General features: G+C 63.2%; 15 protein-coding genes. 2 read left to right on the top strand and 13 right to left on the bottom strand.

The genetic code is table 11. The features are described 5' to 3' along the window. Positions 1 to 60: 60 nt before the first annotated feature. Positions 61 to 867, bottom strand: a complete 807-nt coding sequence (locus ABM428_RS06115) for a hypothetical protein (protein WP_037963241.1) — start codon at positions 865 to 867, stop codon at positions 61 to 63. Between the two features lie 214 nt (positions 868 to 1,081). Between ABM428_RS06115 and ABM428_RS06110 the strand changes: the two genes are divergently transcribed. Then, complete coding sequence (locus ABM428_RS06110) at positions 1,082 to 2,098, top strand: glycosyltransferase family 2 protein (protein WP_353628286.1); 1,017 nt, start codon at positions 1,082 to 1,084, stop codon at positions 2,096 to 2,098. A 79-nt stretch (positions 2,099 to 2,177) separates the two neighbouring features. Here the strand turns inward: ABM428_RS06110 and katG are convergent, their stop codons facing one another. Then, entirely contained in the window at positions 2,178 to 4,394 is a 2,217-nt protein-coding gene (gene katG, locus ABM428_RS06105; RefSeq protein ID WP_353628285.1) for a catalase/peroxidase HPI, read from the bottom strand. A gap of 164 nt (positions 4,395 to 4,558) precedes the next feature. On the opposite strand from katG, the gene ABM428_RS06100 reads away from it, so the two are divergent. Then, positions 4,559 to 5,440 (top strand): hydrogen peroxide-inducible genes activator, encoded by an 882-nt coding sequence (locus ABM428_RS06100; protein ID WP_009826441.1) that lies wholly within the window; start codon positions 4,559 to 4,561, stop codon positions 5,438 to 5,440. A 28-nt stretch (positions 5,441 to 5,468) separates the two neighbouring features. Here ABM428_RS06100 and ABM428_RS06095 read toward each other — a convergent pair whose 3' ends face one another. From ABM428_RS06095 to ABM428_RS06045, 11 genes are all read right to left on the bottom strand, one after another. After that, on the bottom strand, positions 5,469 to 6,629 hold the full coding sequence (locus ABM428_RS06095; RefSeq protein ID WP_132996940.1) for a lytic murein transglycosylase: 1,161 nt from the start codon (positions 6,627 to 6,629) through the stop codon (positions 5,469 to 5,471). A 93-nt stretch (positions 6,630 to 6,722) separates the two neighbouring features. Beyond that, positions 6,723 to 7,196 (bottom strand): CreA family protein, encoded by a 474-nt coding sequence (locus tag ABM428_RS06090; protein ID WP_005852196.1) that lies wholly within the window; start codon positions 7,194 to 7,196, stop codon positions 6,723 to 6,725. A gap of 67 nt (positions 7,197 to 7,263) precedes the next feature. Next, entirely contained in the window at positions 7,264 to 8,691 is a 1,428-nt protein-coding gene (locus ABM428_RS06085; RefSeq protein ID WP_132996941.1) for a DUF6880 family protein, read from the bottom strand. Between the two features lie 57 nt (positions 8,692 to 8,748). Next, positions 8,749 to 9,501: an adenosylcobinamide-GDP ribazoletransferase gene (locus ABM428_RS06080; protein WP_005852193.1), complete on the bottom strand. Its 753-nt coding sequence runs from the start codon at positions 9,499 to 9,501 to the stop codon at positions 8,749 to 8,751. After that, positions 9,501 to 10,526: a nicotinate-nucleotide--dimethylbenzimidazole phosphoribosyltransferase gene (gene cobT / locus ABM428_RS06075; RefSeq protein ID WP_132996942.1), complete on the bottom strand. Its 1,026-nt coding sequence runs from the start codon at positions 10,524 to 10,526 to the stop codon at positions 9,501 to 9,503. The genes ABM428_RS06080 and cobT overlap by 1 nt, the downstream gene beginning before the upstream one ends. A gap of 50 nt (positions 10,527 to 10,576) precedes the next feature. Next, positions 10,577 to 11,113, bottom strand: a complete 537-nt coding sequence (cobU, locus tag ABM428_RS06070) for a bifunctional adenosylcobinamide kinase/adenosylcobinamide-phosphate guanylyltransferase (RefSeq protein ID WP_132996943.1) — start codon at positions 11,111 to 11,113, stop codon at positions 10,577 to 10,579. Positions 11,114 to 11,167: 54 nt separating this feature from the next. Further along, entirely contained in the window at positions 11,168 to 11,791 is a 624-nt protein-coding gene (gene cobO, locus ABM428_RS06065) for a cob(I)yrinic acid a,c-diamide adenosyltransferase (RefSeq protein WP_037943712.1), read from the bottom strand. Positions 11,792 to 11,794: 3 nt separating this feature from the next. Further along, complete coding sequence (locus ABM428_RS06060; RefSeq protein ID WP_304949995.1) at positions 11,795 to 12,661, bottom strand: ABC transporter substrate-binding protein; 867 nt, start codon at positions 12,659 to 12,661, stop codon at positions 11,795 to 11,797. Continuing rightward, positions 12,658 to 13,635, bottom strand: coding sequence for a threonine-phosphate decarboxylase CobD (gene cobD, locus ABM428_RS06055; RefSeq protein ID WP_353628284.1), 978 nt, complete (start codon positions 13,633 to 13,635; stop codon positions 12,658 to 12,660). The genes ABM428_RS06060 and cobD overlap by 4 nt, the downstream gene beginning before the upstream one ends. Positions 13,636 to 13,647: 12 nt before the next feature. Further along, positions 13,648 to 14,589 (bottom strand): adenosylcobinamide-phosphate synthase CbiB, encoded by a 942-nt coding sequence (gene cbiB, locus ABM428_RS06050; RefSeq protein WP_353628283.1) that lies wholly within the window; start codon positions 14,587 to 14,589, stop codon positions 13,648 to 13,650. Next, positions 14,586 to 15,323 (bottom strand): hypothetical protein, encoded by a 738-nt coding sequence (locus tag ABM428_RS06045; protein WP_353628282.1) that lies wholly within the window; start codon positions 15,321 to 15,323, stop codon positions 14,586 to 14,588. The genes cbiB and ABM428_RS06045 overlap by 4 nt, the downstream gene beginning before the upstream one ends. Positions 15,324 to 15,651: the final 328 nt, after the last annotated feature.

Here is a 15,651-nt window from a genome sequence, read left to right as displayed (position 1 = left end):
CTTGCCGTGCCGGCTGGTGTGCGGTTTCAGATTGATGGCAAAGGCCCTCTGTAACGCGGCTTAGCGCAGCGCTTTGGACGGGTCGATCCCGATCTTCTCGCACATCCGCGCGGCATAGGAACCGGGCAGAGGTTCGTTCTTTTCCCACCACGGTTTCGTGCCATTGGTATAAAGGTGCACAGATAGGGTTTTGTCGGTGAAATGCCCTTCAACGCGGCCATGCGGGTCATAGAAGATGTCGTTCAACTGGAACGGCACCGGATACAGCACCTCGCGTTCGCTGGCTTTTTCATACTGGCCGGTCTGCTTGGCGAAATAGGTGAACGCCTGCGGGCCAAAGGCCGTACGCTCGGCATTATAGATGCGGTGCGCGTGGGTCAGTTTGGGGTCTTGGCGGTCGTATTTTTTGCGCTGGTTCTTGTTCCACCATGCGGGATAGTCCGGCAGGTTATCGTAGTAATCCAGCAGTTGATCCATCAACTCGCATTCCTGCGGCAGCCCCACCACACCACAGTTGAGCGCGCCAGACATGCCGTGGCGGCCAAAGATATATTCCTGATCCTCGGGGAAAGGCTGGTGGCAGAAAGCGTCGCAGTCGATCCAGATCGCGCCGGTCTTCTGGATCATCTTGTAGCGGAACACATTCGACAGGAAAGACGCGCTGGTCGCGGCGACCAGCTCGCGGTCAATATCCATGATCTCGGACGCGGGGCGAACCTCGACCCCTTCGGGGGCGTTGTCCACTTTATCGGCGCAATACAGGATCGTTTTATGACCCGCAACGACATGGGACTTGAGGCAAAGCTGGTTCAGATAGTGAAGCTTTTCGCCAATCCAAAGGGAGGCGACAGGGCGACGGGTGTTCATGATATAAGGGGCCTCTCTGGTGGCGCGAAACGCGGGGCTGAAATGCACCGTGGTGGTTTCAAATACATTGGCAGAACGATAGCTTAGCCGACCCGGGCTTGTAAACAATCCTAAGCCGGCGCGGCACGGCCCTTGGCAAAGATTGACTTGCCCTGATCCGCATGAGAGTCATTTGCCCAGTCTTTGCCATCCTGACCCAAGGGACCGCCCGCCCGTGACACGTATCCTTGCCGTAACCTGCATGCGCAACGAAGGGCCCTATTGCCTTGAATGGATCGCGCATCACCGCGCGGCGGGGGTGACGGATTTTCTGATCTTTACCCATGATTGCACCGATGGCACGCCGGCCCTGCTGGACCTGCTGGATGATGTGACCCATGTGCCCTTCACCCCGGAGGGCGACACATCGGTGCAATGGCAGGCCATGCGTCTGGCCGACCGCCATGACCTGATGAAACAAGCCGATTGGGCGCTGTTTTTTGACGCGGACGAGTTTCTAACCCTCGCAGCTCCGATGCGTGGGCTGCCCGATCTGATCGCCTCTGTCCCCGCGGATACCGACGCGATTGCCCTGCCGTGGCGGTTTTTCGGCGCGGACGGGCAAGAGGCGTTGCAAGATATGCTCACCCCGCTGCGGTTTCGCCATGCGGCCCCTGATCCGTTCTTTCTGCCTGCGGGAAGCTTCTTCAAGACCCTGCACCGGCCCGCTGCCTTTCAGAAGCTCGGCGTGCATCGGCCCAAGAAAAAGCGCGGTGTCAGCCCGCTGTGGAACCTCGGCGGTGCTCAGGCCGCCCCCGGGGGCTTTGCCGAAAATGATAACCGGATCAACCTGTTCGGCGTGATGCAGACCCAAGCGCGGGCGCGGCTGAACCACTATTCCCTGCGCTCGGCGGGCGAGTTTATGGTCAAACGCGGGCGCGGCCTGCCCAACCGGACGACAAAGCGGCTGGATCTGCATTACTGGGCGGAGCGTAATTTCAACACCGTCGCTGACACGATGATTGACCCGATGCTGGACGCCACAATGGCAGAGGTCACCCGCCTGCGCGCCCAGCCCGATGTGGCCGACGCGCACGCGCAGGCGGTGCAGTGGCACCATGACAGCTTTGCCGCATTGATGACCGATCCGGCAGAGGTGCAATTCTACTGGCATCTGCTGTTGCTGGGCGGCAGCACCCCGCCCACGGCAAAGCAGGCACAGGCCCATCTGCTGCGCCACGCGGGCAGCTAAGCCCCGTTACATTGACACCACGACATAAAAAAGGGCGCGACCGGATACCGGCCGCGCCCTTGGCACTCGTTACCTACCCTTAGGCGAGGTCAAAACGGTCGAGGTTCATCACCTTGGTCCAGGCGGCGATGAAGTCGGTCACGAATTTGTCTTTCGCGACATCACCTGCATAGACCTCTGCAATCGCGCGCAGCTGCGAGTTCGACCCGAAAAGCAGATCAACAGCGGTCCCGGTGTGCTTCAGCTCACCCGTGGCGCGGTCGCGGCCTTCATAGATGTCGTCCGTCGCGGTCTCTTCCGCCTTCGACCACACGGTGCCCATATCCAGCAATGTGGTGAAGAAGTCGTTGTTCAGCGTGCCGGGCGCATCGGTGAACACGCCGTGTTTGGCGCGACCCACGTTCACGTCCAGTGCACGCATCCCCCCGACCAGAACCGTCATCTCTGGCGCCGTCAGCGTCAGAAGCTGGGCGCGGTCGACCAGCAGCTCTGCCGTGGTGACCGAATAGCGGGTCTTGGCAAAGTTGCGGAAACCGTCGGTGACGGGCTCAAGATAGGCGACGGAGTCAACCTCGGTCTGTTCAAGCGAGGCATCGCCGCGGCCCGGTGCGAAGGGCACGGTCACGTCGTGGCCCGCGTCCTTGGCGGCTTTCTCGATCCCGGCGGCACCGGCCAGCACGATCAGGTCAGCGACAGAGATTTCTTTGTCCCCCGACTGCGCGTTGTTGAAGTCTGCGCGGATCGTTTCCAGCACGCCAAGCACTTTGGCCAATTGATCGGGTTCGTTCACCGGCCAGTCTTTCTGCGGTGCCAGACGGATGCGCGCGCCATTTGCACCGCCGCGCTTGTCGGACCCGCGGAAGGTCGCGGCAGAGCCCCAAGCGGTGGCCACCAGCTCCTGAACGCTCAGCCCCGACTCCAGCACTTTGGCTTTCAGCGATGCCACATCTGCGTCATCGACCAGCGTATGCGTCACGGCGGGGATCGGGTCCTGCCAGATCAGCTCTTCGCTGGGGACATCCTTGCCCAGATAGCGGGCAATCGGTCCCATGTCGCGGTGGGTCAGCTTGAACCATGCACGGGCAAATGCGTCTGCAAATTCCTCGGGATTCTCGTGAAAGCGCTTCGAGATTTTGAAATATTCGGGGTCTTCGCGCAGCGCGAGGTCAGAGGTGAACATGATAGGCGCGTGACGCTTGGACGGGTCATGCGCATCCGGCACGGTGCCTGCGGCGTCGCCGTTCTTTGGGGTCCACTGCACGGCACCGGCAGGGCTTTTGGTCATTTCCCAGTCGAGCCCGAGCAGGTTGTCGAAATAGGTCATGTCCCAGCTGATCGGGTTCTGCGACCATGCGCCTTCAAGCCCGCTGGTCAAGGCGTGGATGCCGTGGCCGGTCTCGTGCTTGTTGGTCCAGCCGAAGCCCTGTGCTTCCAATGGCGAGGCTTCGGGATCGGGGCCGGCATTCTCGCCACCCACGGCACCATGCGCCTTACCAAAGGTGTGACCACCCGCGATCAGCGCGACGGTTTCATAGTCGTTCATCGCCATCCGGCCAAAGGTGTCGCGGATGTCATTGGCAGAGCCTTGCAGATCGGGTTTGCCGTCCGGCCCTTCGGGGTTCACATAGATCAAGCCCATCTGCACAGCGGCCAGCGGGTCTTCCAACGCGCGTTCCTGGCTGTAGCGTTTGTTGCCCAGCCATTCGTCCTCGGGGCCCCAATAGACATCCTCTTCGGGTTCCCAACGGTCCACGCGGCCACCGGCGAAGCCGAATGTTTTCAGCCCCATCGATTCCAGCGCAATATTGCCGCACAGGATGATCAGGTCACCCCAGGAAATCTGGTTGCCGTATTTCTGCTTGATCGGCCACAGCAAGCGGCGCGCCTTGTCGAGGTTGGCGTTATCCGGCCAGCTGTTGAGCGGCGCGAAACGCTGCGTGCCCGTGCTGGACCCGCCACGGCCATCCGCTGTCCGGTAGGTGCCTGCCGCGTGCCATGCCATACGAATGAAAAACGGGCCATAGTGACCATAGTCCGCAGGCCACCAGTCTTGCGAATCCGTCATCAGCGCATGCAAGTCAGCCTTGACCGCGTCAACGTCGAGCTTCTTGAACTCTTCGGCATAGTCAAAGTCTGGCCCAAGCGGGTTCGAATCAATGGTGTTCTGGTGCAGCAGCTTGAGGTTCAGCTGGTTCGGCCACCATTCGTTCAACGACCGCGCACCGCGCTTTGAGTTGCGGCCGTGGCTGCCGACGACCGGGCATTTGCTGATGTTTTCGACGTCATTTCCGTCCATGGTGGTCTCCGATGTTATCTGTCTGGTGCGCGGCTTTGCACCGCGTCACGGGGGATGGATGTCGGGGGCGCGATACAGTCTGCCCCGTCTTTCTGGAATTGTTCTAACAGCAGTTATTGATTAGTTTAAGTTGGCATTTCCTATCAGTTTGATAAAAATAAACTATGACCAACATCACCCTGAAACAGCTTCGCTACTTTGAAGCCGTAGCCCATCACCGTCACTTTGGCCACGCCGCCGAGGCCTGCGCGATTTCGCAGCCCGCCTTATCCGTTCAAATCAAGGAGTTGGAGCAGAACTTGCAAACGCCCCTCTTTGATCGCGGCGGGCGGAATATCACGTTGACCAGCTTTGGCGTCGATTTCGCGCCGCGCGCGCGGGCGATCCTGCAGGGGGTGGACGAGCTTCAGGATATGGCGCGCGCCTCCAAGGACGGGCTGATGGGCCGGCTGAGAATCGGCATCATCCCCACCATCGGCCCCTATCTACTGCCCTCGATCATCACCAAGCTGACCCGGATGAACCCCGCGCTGGATATCCACGTGCGCGAAACCATGACCCCGCGACTGATCACCGAGCTGACGGAGGGGCGCATCGACACTGCCATCGTCGCCCTGCCCGTGTCAGAACCCTCGCTCACCGAAGTCACCCTGTTTGACGAGAAATTCATGCTGGTGCGCCCCGAGGCTGATCGCGGCAAGCCGATCCCCAGCAGCGCACATCTGAACGAGATGAAGTTACTGCTGCTTGAGGAAGGGCATTGCTTTCGCGATCAGGCCCTGTCGTTTTGCGATATGCAGTCGGAAACCGCGCGCGAGGGGCTGGATGCGAGCTCCCTGTCCACGCTGGTGCAGATGGTCGGCGCGGGCATCGGCGTGACGCTGATCCCCGAGATGGCCGTCGCCGTGGAAACGCGGTCGGCGCAGGTGGCGGTCAACGCCTTCCCCGCGCCCGAACCGACGCGCCGTGTGGGGATGATCTGGCGCAAGACCAGCCCGCTGGCCAGCAAACTGTCCGAAATCGCCGATCTGATCCGCCCGAGCTAAGCGGGCGGATCATCGTTTCATCGCGCTATCAGCCCAACCGCGCCAGCAGCGCGCGCGACGGGTCGCCGGTTGCGGGCAGCCCCTGGCTTTGCTGATAGGCGGTGATCGCCTTGCGGCTGTTCGGGCCGATCACACCATCGGTGCCGTCTGTGTCAAAACCGCGGGCGGTCAGCCGTTCTTGCAACGCCTTGCGGTCGTCAATGGTCAGCCCGTATTTATCGGGGCCAAAGCTGGCCTGAATAGGCCCGCCCCCTGCGATACGATCCGACAGATGCCCGACGCCAATCGCGTAATTGTCCGAATTGTTATAGCGCTTGATCGCCTTGAAGTTGTTAAAGATCGCAAAGCGCGGCCCGCCTGCATCCGGCTGGAGGATCTGCACCGGCGTAGCAGAGCTTGCCGCCGCGGTGCCCATCTCTGCGCCCCATTTCTGGCCGGACTTCCAGCCCGACTTCGCCAGATAGGCGGCGGTGGAGGCAAGTGAATCCGACGGGTCGTCAGACCAGATGTCGCGTTTGCCGTCGCCGGTGAAATCTACCGCAAAGGATTGATAGGATGTGGGGATGAACTGCGTGTGGCCCATGGCGCCGGCCCAGCTGCCGGTCAGACCGGCAGCCGAAACATCGCCGCGCTCAAGGATACGCAGTGCCGCAATCAGTTGTTTCTCGAAAAAGGCCCCGCGACGACCGTCATAGGCCAGCGTCGATGTCGCCGACACGACCGGCACATTCCCGCGCCGTTCCCCGTAAAAGCTTTCCAGCCCCCACACGGCGGTGACGACTTCGGCAGGCACGCCGTAGCGCGCCTCTATCTGGCGCAGCACGCCTTGGTGGCGCGCGAATGCTGCGCGCCCTTTGGTGACACGTTCGTCCGATGCCGCAATGGCAAGGTAATCTTCAAGCGAGCGGCTGAATTCCGTCTGGTTACGGTCCCGTTTGACCACCCCCGGTAGATAGCCCGCCCCCGCAAAGCCACGACGCAGCGTGCTGTCGGAAATGCCCTGCGCCGCAGCGCGTGACTTGAACGCCGAAACCCACGCGTCATAGCCCGCGTTCGGTTGGGGTTGCAGGTCCGGTGCCAGCCCCGCATCGCTGCGCGGCGCAAAGCTGCCTGCCCTGTTGCCGGTGCTACAGGCCGCAAGACCCAATGCTGCCACTCCGACGGTGAAACTTCTTCGAGAAATGCTCATACTGCCCGCGCCCTTGTTTGTTATGACTTCGGCATAGAATAGCCGAAGCATGGGGGCGGGCAAAGCGGATGATACGCCTTGGCAAAGCTTTGCCTATTTGGTCGGTACGTAGAGCGGCACGGTCGACATCGACATTTTGGCAGACCCGTTCTGCACATCGCGCGCGTGGCTGATATAGACCAAGGTGTTGTTTTCCTCGTCGAAAATCCGTTTGACCTTCAGCGTCTTGAAGATCACGGACCGGCGTTCGCTGAACACCGTCTCGCCCTCGTCATCGCGCGAGATGTCCCCAATCTCGATCGGGCCGGTCTGGCGGCAAGAGATGGAGGAATTCGACGGATCCTCGAACCAATTGCCCTTTTGCAGCCGGTCGATCAGGCCGCGTTCAAAATAGGCCAGATGGCAGGTGACCCCCTTGACCTCGGGGTCTTGGACCGCCTCTACCACGATGTCATTGCCCAGCCAGTCCACATCGACATTGCCCACCACATCAGCGGTAGCTGCAAGAGGAAGGGCAAAGCCAAGGGCGGCAATGGGGGCGAAGGCGGCGCGTTTGAAAATACTCATGCATCCATACGCGCGGCGTGCCTGTTGGTTCCCGCGTCGCCGCAAGAAAAGACCCAGCACGCGCAGATCAGGTGACCCGCGTCCAGAACCCCGCCTTATGGGCATAGCGTTTGCGCAGGCGCCGGACAAAGGCGTCGTGGCTTTCGAAAGCTCCGTAATCCTCGATCTCGATATCCGCGGCGGCGCAATCCATCAGGTGATCTACCGCCTGCGCGTACCGCGACTTGGCGCTTTCCCACAGCGCGGCTTCGATCATGGCGCGCCAACACAGCGCTGCCGCTAGGGGATAGCGCGCCCGCAGCGCATCGGCGGCATCAGAGAGCGGGGCGACATGGGTGCCGTTCAACGTCTCGGCGCGCGCTTCGATCATCGCTGCAAGCCCGCGCAGGTCGGGCCACGCGAGGAAAAAGGCGATCGTCGCGTTGAGATCCTTGAACGTGGCCGCATGGGCCTTGGCGGCCTCCTCCACCTCAAGATCATCGAAATCCGGGAGCTGTTTGAGGTGCGCCCGCAGCATCTCGGGGTCGAGCGTTTCGGTAAAACAGCGCCAGCGGTGGGCTTGCGCCTCGTCCTCGCGCCCCGATGCGATCAGCGCGTGGATATAGGCCGCGTCCCACGCCTGCCGCCCCGCCTCTTTCCCCTTGGGGCGCGCGCCCTCAAGAACATCAAGCGCGGCATCGTGATTGCCAGCGGCCGACCAGAGCGCCGCCACCTCGACCGCGACGGTGGGCCGCGCCAGATCGCTGGGACAGAACAGCGAGATGTAGGTCTCCGTATCGCCCTGCGCCAAAGCCACCTCGCGCAGGTGCATCTGGACAAAGCGTTTTTTGCGTTGTGCGGCGTAGTTTGCATTGCCCCCGCGCAGTTCACGCAGGAATTGCAAGGCGGGGTGATCCTCTGTCGCGTCCAGCGGCGCGGCCTCGAATATCTGGATCAGCTCCTTCAGATGTGCGAGTCCCCTGTCGCCCAAGGACGGGGCCATGCGCGTGATAATCCCGTCAAAAGCGCCATCCGTATTCCCCTGCACCGCCTCCCACGTGCGTTCCGCCAGCGCGATCGGGTCTAGCGGGGCGCGGGCGGCAATCTGGCTGATCTCAGCAAGCGCATCGGCAAAGACGGCCCCCACGTCCCCCTTGCTGTCGTCCACCCGATCCATGACCGAAGGGGCGAGCGCTAGAAACTCCCACAGCAGGTCGAAAGCGTCGGCGGGGGCGTCTGGGGCGATCTTGTCGATGATCATCGCGGATTGGGTGCGCAGGTCTTTGATCAGCGCCGTCCGCTTGCGCCACCCGACATAGCTTTTGGCCCGCCGGATCGTGACCAGCCGCTTGCGCACATCGCGCGCGAGTTCAGCGGGGCCGAGGTTGTGGCTCAACTCAAGCCGCAGACGACGTTTCATATCGGCGCTGCCGGTGCTGACCTCGATCAACAGTTCGGCCAGCCGCTCCGCCCCTAGGGCGGCAAGATTTGCGGTGTTCAGGGTCTTTTTCGACATGGGCCCTTGCTACATCGGATTTGCGGCCGGTCAAAGGGGGCGCGCGGCTCGGACGCGTCAGGCAAAGAGATAGACGGTGACGCCCCAGCCCGCCAGTTCGGCCAGTTTCTGCATCGCGCCGATCACGTCGCCGGTCTGCCCGCCGATTTGCCGCAGCGCCAGCGCGGCCACCAGCGCGGTGGCCACGACGACCCCCGCAAAGATCACCGCCGCCGCGCCAAAGCCCAAGGGCAGCAGCCCAATCAAGCCAAAGGCGACCGCGATATAGACGCAAGTCGCCGGCACCTGCGCCGCGCCGTGCCCCAGCCCGTCGGCCCGCGCGGCAGGCATCCGCGCCAGCCAGAACGGCAGCATCGCGCGGCTGGCCATCGACAGACCAAGCGCGGCAGGCACGACCAGTGCAGGATGATCCAGCCGTGTGATCAGCGCCACCTGCAGCGCCACCGTCAGGATTAGCGCCATCACCCCGTAGCTGCCAATGCGGCTGTCGCGCATAATCTCGAGCTTGCGCGCGCGGGTCTGCCCGCCGCCGAACCCGTCGGCCATATCGGCCAGCCCGTCTTCGTGCATCGCGCCGGTCAGCAGTGTCGTGGCAAAGATCAGACCAAGGGCCGCAACCGTCGGGCCAAAGCCCGCCGCGTGCAGCGCCCAGTAGATCAGAGCGGCTGGCAGCATCGCGACCGCCCCCGCCAAAGGCCAGCCCCAGGCCGAGGCTCCTGTCGCGGGGATCGGATCGCGCAGATATCCCACGGGGATACGGGTCAGCAGCAGCATCGCCAGCCGCGCCTCTGCCACCCGGGCGCGCAGCATCAGCCGTCCGCCACGCCGGCTTCGGCAAAGGTCGCCATGCCGCTGTGGCACGCCAGCGCCGAGCGCAGGATACCAAGCGCCAGCGCGGCGCCCGATCCTTCGCCCAACCGCATGTCGAAATCAAGCACGGCCGTCTTGCCGATCGCATCCAGCAGACGTTTATGCCCGGGCTCGACGCTCAGGTGCCCGACCAGACAATGGTCCAGCGCCGCAGGGGCCAGCGCGAAGAGCGGTGCGACAGAGGCGGTGCAGATGAACCCGTCAAGGATCACCGGAATGCGCCGTTGCCGCGCGGCCAGCACCGCGCCGCAGATCGCCGCCTGCTCGCGCCCGCCCAAGGTCATCAGGATAGACGCCCCATCCTGCGGGATGGCGGCGTGGCGGGCAAGTCCGCGGGTGATGGCGTCGACCTTGCGGCGCAGACCTTCGTCGTCCGAACCGGTGCCGCGTCCGACCCAATCTTGCACAGCCCCTCCAAAGACCGCCGCCGTCAGCGCTGCGGCGACGGTGGAATTACCGATCCCCATTTCGCCCAGGATCAAGACACTGGCCGCGGGATGCAGCGCCGCCGCCCCTGCGTTAAGGGCCGCGACACAGTCCGCCTCGGTCATCGCGGGGGCTTGCGTGAAATCGGCCGTGGGGCGGTCAAGGTCCAGATCAATCACCGACAGCTGCGCGTCATTGGTGCGGCACAACTGGTTGATCGCAGCGCCCCCCGCCTTGAAGTTCTGCACCATCTGGGCTGTCACCTCTTGCGGGAAAGGGTTCACCCCCTGCGCGCAGATCCCGTGGTTACCGGCAAAGACGAGGGCCTGCGCCATGTCGATCTGCGGCACCGCCTGTTGCTGCCACCCCGCCATGAACACCGCCAGTTCCTCCAGCCGGCCCAGTGATCCGGGCGGTTTGGTCAGCGCATTCTGCCGGTCGCGCGCGGCGTCTTGGGCGACGGCATCAACCTGAGGCAAATCGCGGGTCAGCGCGTCAAGGTCGGACAGGGAAGTCAGGGGAAAAGTCACATGCGCCATGCAAAGGGGTCTCTTTCGTTTGGAAATCTATCGTATGTCGGGATCATGGGTCAGGCAAGCGAGGCCGGAGCCTGCGCACTGCCCTTCAGCGTCAGGGGCAGACCACAGCTGACCAACACGACATGCCCCGCCACCGCTGCAATGCGCTGGTTCATCAGGCCCGAGGCATCGCGGTAGCGCCGGGCCAGCGCGGACATCGGCACGATGCCCCCGCCCACCTCATTCGTGACCAGCACCACCGGAGAGGACTGTGTGCGCAAGCTGTCCAGCACTTTTTCAAGCTCCGCCTGCCAGTCGCGTTCGGCATGCATCACGTTGGACAGCCACAGCGTCATACAATCGACCAGACGCGCGCCCGCCCCATCGGTGCGCATCAGCGCGCCGCATAGATCAAGCGGCTCCTCCACCGTGTCCCAACCGTCACCGCGTTGCACCTTATGTGCGGCGATGCGGTCCTCCATCTCGGGATCGAAGGCCTGGCTGGTGGCAATATAGACCAGCGGCAGCCCGTAGGCGCGCAGGTGGTTTTCGGCAAAAAGGCTCTTGCCCGATTTTGCTCCGCCGGTGACCAGCGTGATCTTGTCCATGATATCCGCCCTTTGCCAAGCGGGGCGCGGGCGAATGCCCTGCCCCGGTGGCGATCAGAATTCCACACCGGCCTGTGCGGCGATACCCTGTTTGCGGAAAGGATGTTTAATTTCCTTCATCTCGGTCACCAGATCCGCAATCTCGATCAAGGCGTCGGGCGCGTTGCGGCCAGTGATCACCACATGAGTCATATGCGGCTTCTCGGCCTGCAGGAAATCGACCACATCCTGCACGTCGATATAGCCATAGCGCAGCGCGATGTTGAGCTCGTCCAGCAGCACCATGCGGTTGTTGGGGTCGCGGATCAGCTCTTTGGCTTTTTCCCATGCGCGTCCGGCGGCGGCGATGTCGCGTTCGCGATCTTGCGTGTCCCAGGTAAAGCCCTCGCCCATCACATAGACCTGACAGATATCGCTAAAGCGGTCCTCAAGCAGTTGACGGTCCGCGGACACCCGTGCGCCCTTGATGAACTGCACCAGCGCGCAGGGGAACCCGTGCCCGATGCAGCGCATGATCATCCCGAAGGCAGAGCTGCTTTTACCCTTGCCGGTCCCGGTGTGGACGATGATCAACCCCTTGGTCACGGTCTTTTCCGCCATCATCTTGGCGCGGGCCGTCTGGACCTTCGCCATCTTTTCGGCGTGGCGCTTGTTCTGGTCTGGGGTGCTGTCGGTCATCTGTTATCTCTCCTCGTGGCGTATCTGGTTGCCTGCCCTGCGTACGTCTTGCACCGCCCGCAACGCCAGCGGCGTGCCGCAGACCCAATCGGGCGAGCTATACACCATTCTTCCGGTCTTGGCGTATTGTGCGAGCGCAGGATGTAGCATGATCTCTTCGGATCGGGAACCTCCGGGATAGGGGGTCGTGGTGACCAGCACATCGGGGGCGTTCATCACCAGGTCTTCCAGCGCCAGACGCCCGCTGTTCCGGCGTCCGAGTTTCTCCGAGAGGTTGCGCAGTCCGCCGGTGGTCACGATGTCGTGGCCCAAAGTATCCACCCCCAGCGAATAGCCGTTCGGGTAATAGAACGCCGCAACAGGGGCATCGGAGGCCAGTGCGGGCTGCGCGGCCAATGTCTGTTCGACGTCGCGGGCCATCGCCTCTGCCCGCGCGGGCTGTTGCAAGAGGTCGCCCATCCACCGGATCTGCGCGGGAATATCGTCAAGCGCCTTGGTGATCGGCATCTGCTCTACCCGGAGACCAAGGTGGCGCAGCATCGCGAGGGTCGCTTTGTCGGAGTATTGCCCCGCCAACACCAGATCCGGCGCGGAAAGGTATATTTCTTCAGCACCGCCCGCGTTCTGCGGATGTGCCGAGGCTTCCAGCGCTAGGGACGACGATCGCGGATCGCGCGCCAGACGAGAAAGGGAGGTGATTTGATCAGGATCCGCCAGCAGCAGCACCATCTGGTCCGTGCATAGGTTCATCGACACCACACGGGGCAGGTCTGCGGCGCTGGCTGACGTGACGGCTATCAGGGCGGCTATCAGGGCGGCCACCAGCCCCAGCAGCACCCGCCGCCCTGTCAGAGTGATCCGCCGGATCACGCGCCGTCTTTCAACGCGGTTTCGAGCCGGGCCCAATCACCGGCCGGTCCGGGCAGGCCCAGACGGATCCAGCTGTCGGAATAGGGGAAGATCCGCGACCAGATGTGATGTGCGGCCAAGGCGTTTTGCGCAGCCGTGGCATCCGGCGTCGCGTAGGTGCGAAACAGCGGGGTGCCGCCTATCAGCCTCCACCCTGCCCGCACCGCCATCGCATCCAATTGCGCCGCCTCGCCTTGCAGGCGCGCGGTGGTCTGCGCCGCCCAATTCGTGTCGTTCAGCGCGCGCAAGGCGACCTCTATCGCCATGCCGGAAACGGGCCATGGCCCCGTCATCGCGCGCAGCCTTTCGGCCAAAGGATCTGCCGACAGCACAAAACCCAAGCGCAGCCCCGCCAGCCCGTAGAACTTGCCAAAGGACCGCATCACAAGGATATTTTTCGGCAGTTCGGCCCCGCCGCGGACCAGCGACACCTCTGGATCAGGGTCGGCAAAGCTTTCATCCACGATCAAAAGTTCGACCGTTTCGGCAAGCGCGCGCAAGGTGTCAGGGGCGTGGCGCTGCCCGTCGGGGTTGTTCGGGTTGACCACCACGGCAAGGGCATACCCTTCAAGCGCGGCAAGATCCGTGGCTTCGGTGACCTGCCAGCCTTCGGCCCGTAGCGCGGCGGCATGTTCGTTATAGGTGGGCGACAGGATCGCGGCTTGCCCGGGCGCGATCAGGCGCGGCACCAACTGGATCGCCGCCTGCGCCCCTGACACAGGCACAACAGCACAGTTTGCGTCATAGGCCCGCCGCGCGGCGTCTTCCAACACGCCAAGGGCACTGCGTTCGGGCAGACGGGTCCATGCCTCTGGCGAGATCGGCCCCACCGGATAGGGCACCGTGTTGATCCCCGTGGACAGGTCGATCCAATCAGCGCGGTCGCCGCCGAACGCCTTGATCGCCCCATCCAGATTGCCGCCGTGGTCCCGCATCGCTTGCCCCTGTCAGATCAGCGCCACCAGCGCCAACACGACTGCTAATACGAACATGGCGCGAAGGTAAAGCGTCAGCGCCCGTCGCAGGGTGGTTGCATCGGCCTCGGCCCCTTCGGCATTGAGCCATGGTTCATCAGCGATCTCTTCGCCGTACACACGCGGGCCGGACAGGCGCACGTTCAGCGCACCGGCCATTGCCCCTTCGGGCCAACCGGCATTGGGGGACCGGTGGTGGCGCGCATCGCGCAGCATCACGGCGGCCGCGCGACGTGGCTGGCCCGAGACGATCACGAACAGCAGCCCCGTGGCCCGCGCCGGGATCAGATTGACCAGATCGTCGAGCCGCGCAGCCACCATCCCGTAGTGACGGTAGCGTGTGGACCGGTGCCCGATCATCGAATCCATCGTGTTGATTGCCTTATAGGCCACCAGCCCCGGCAGCCCCAGCAGCACGCCCCAAAACACCGGAGCCACCACCCCGTCCGAGGCATTCTCGGCCAGGCTTTCGATCGAAGCACGGGCAATCGCGGCAGCGTCCAGCTGATCAGGATCGCGCCCGATGATCATCGAGACGGCATAGCGTGCCCCTGCAATATCTCCCTGTATCAAAGGCGTAGCGACGGCCTGAACGTGGTCGAACAGCGACCGCGGTGCCAGAAAGGGCCACGCCAGCAGCCCGCCGACAACGTAGCCCGCCCAGCCAGACGGCAGCAACGCGGCAACCACAATCGCAGGCAAGACCGCAAGCGCAAGCACGAGGCAGACCCCGACACCGCCCAACAGGCGCAACCGTGCGGGCGATGTATCGGCGCTATTCAACCGCGCCTCGATCGTGCGAATGGCGTGGCCGATCCAGGACACCGGATGGCCGATTTTCGCATAAAGCGGCGCGGGCCAGGACAAAGCCGCCTCGATCACAAACCCCAGCAGGATGCCCGCCGCACCGATCATGCGTCCCCTCCGGTTGTGAACCGCATCGCACCGGTGAGCCCGTGGTCTGACAACAGCTGTTCAGCATCATCGGGGGCGGTGCCCGGCGCAAAGATGAACGCGCGCGCGGACCCTGTGTGCGCACGCGCATAGCCCAAAGCACCGAGCCGCTGCGCCAGTATCGTGCTCGGGTCGTTCAGAGGGCCGCGCAACGCGGTGGTGCGGTCTGCGCTGATGCGCGCCAATCGCGCCACCTGAGGCAAATCACCCTGCGCCACGGCGCTTTTCCAGGCTGGCAACAGGTCGGCAATATCCGCAAAACCGCTATCCGCCGCATCGGTCCGGATCGGCTCGCCAAAGTAGCCGCCGATGATGTCAGCCCGTGGCGGCGCGCCCAGCGCGCCCTTACTTTGCGCCAACCGCGAGGCCCAGATCACGCGGTCCGGATGCGGTAACATTAACGGATCGGTGGCCCCTTCCACCGCCAGACACAGCGACGGCAAACGGTCCTCGGCAATGCCCGCAGCCCGCGCCAAAGCCACCAGCGCCGCAGTGGATGCACCTGCCCCAACCCCGACAGGAAGGTTACCAGACAAGGTAAAACTGCCCCCATTTTCCCCTGCGGCCTCTAGCAGGTGTCGAAGCTGCGCGAGGCTGACCGCTGCGGGTTCACCCTGCGTCAGGCCCAATGCCCCCCCGGGGGCAAACTGCGCCCTCACCCCATGTGCACGGCACAGCATCGTGACCAGAACCACAGGGCCCTCCTGCCCCAACCGCCCCTGTACCCATTCACCGAAGTGACCGAAAACAGGTGGAGTTTCTGCAGACGCCCCTGATTTGTCGAAAATTGTCTGCAAAATACTGGCTTTCGTGCGGCGCGAGAGAATTGGTGCCGACATATTCACCATCCGCGGGCAAACGGCAACAGAGCAAGGGCCTATGGATTAAAGGCTTTTCCGCATCTCGCCGCCTACCGATTCTGGGTGGGACGCTCTCGAAAGTATAGGGCGCTATTCTGGAAGGCAGGGGGATTGTACCTGCGCAGTGTCGCTCGCGTTAACCTTGTATGAGAACTTTAGACAT

The sequence above is a fragment of the Sulfitobacter sp. TCYB15 genome, assembly GCF_040435955.1.
In the GTDB taxonomy this organism is placed as follows: domain Bacteria; phylum Pseudomonadota; class Alphaproteobacteria; order Rhodobacterales; family Rhodobacteraceae; genus Sulfitobacter; species Sulfitobacter pontiacus.
This window is presented reverse-complemented; position numbering and strand designations above follow the sequence as displayed.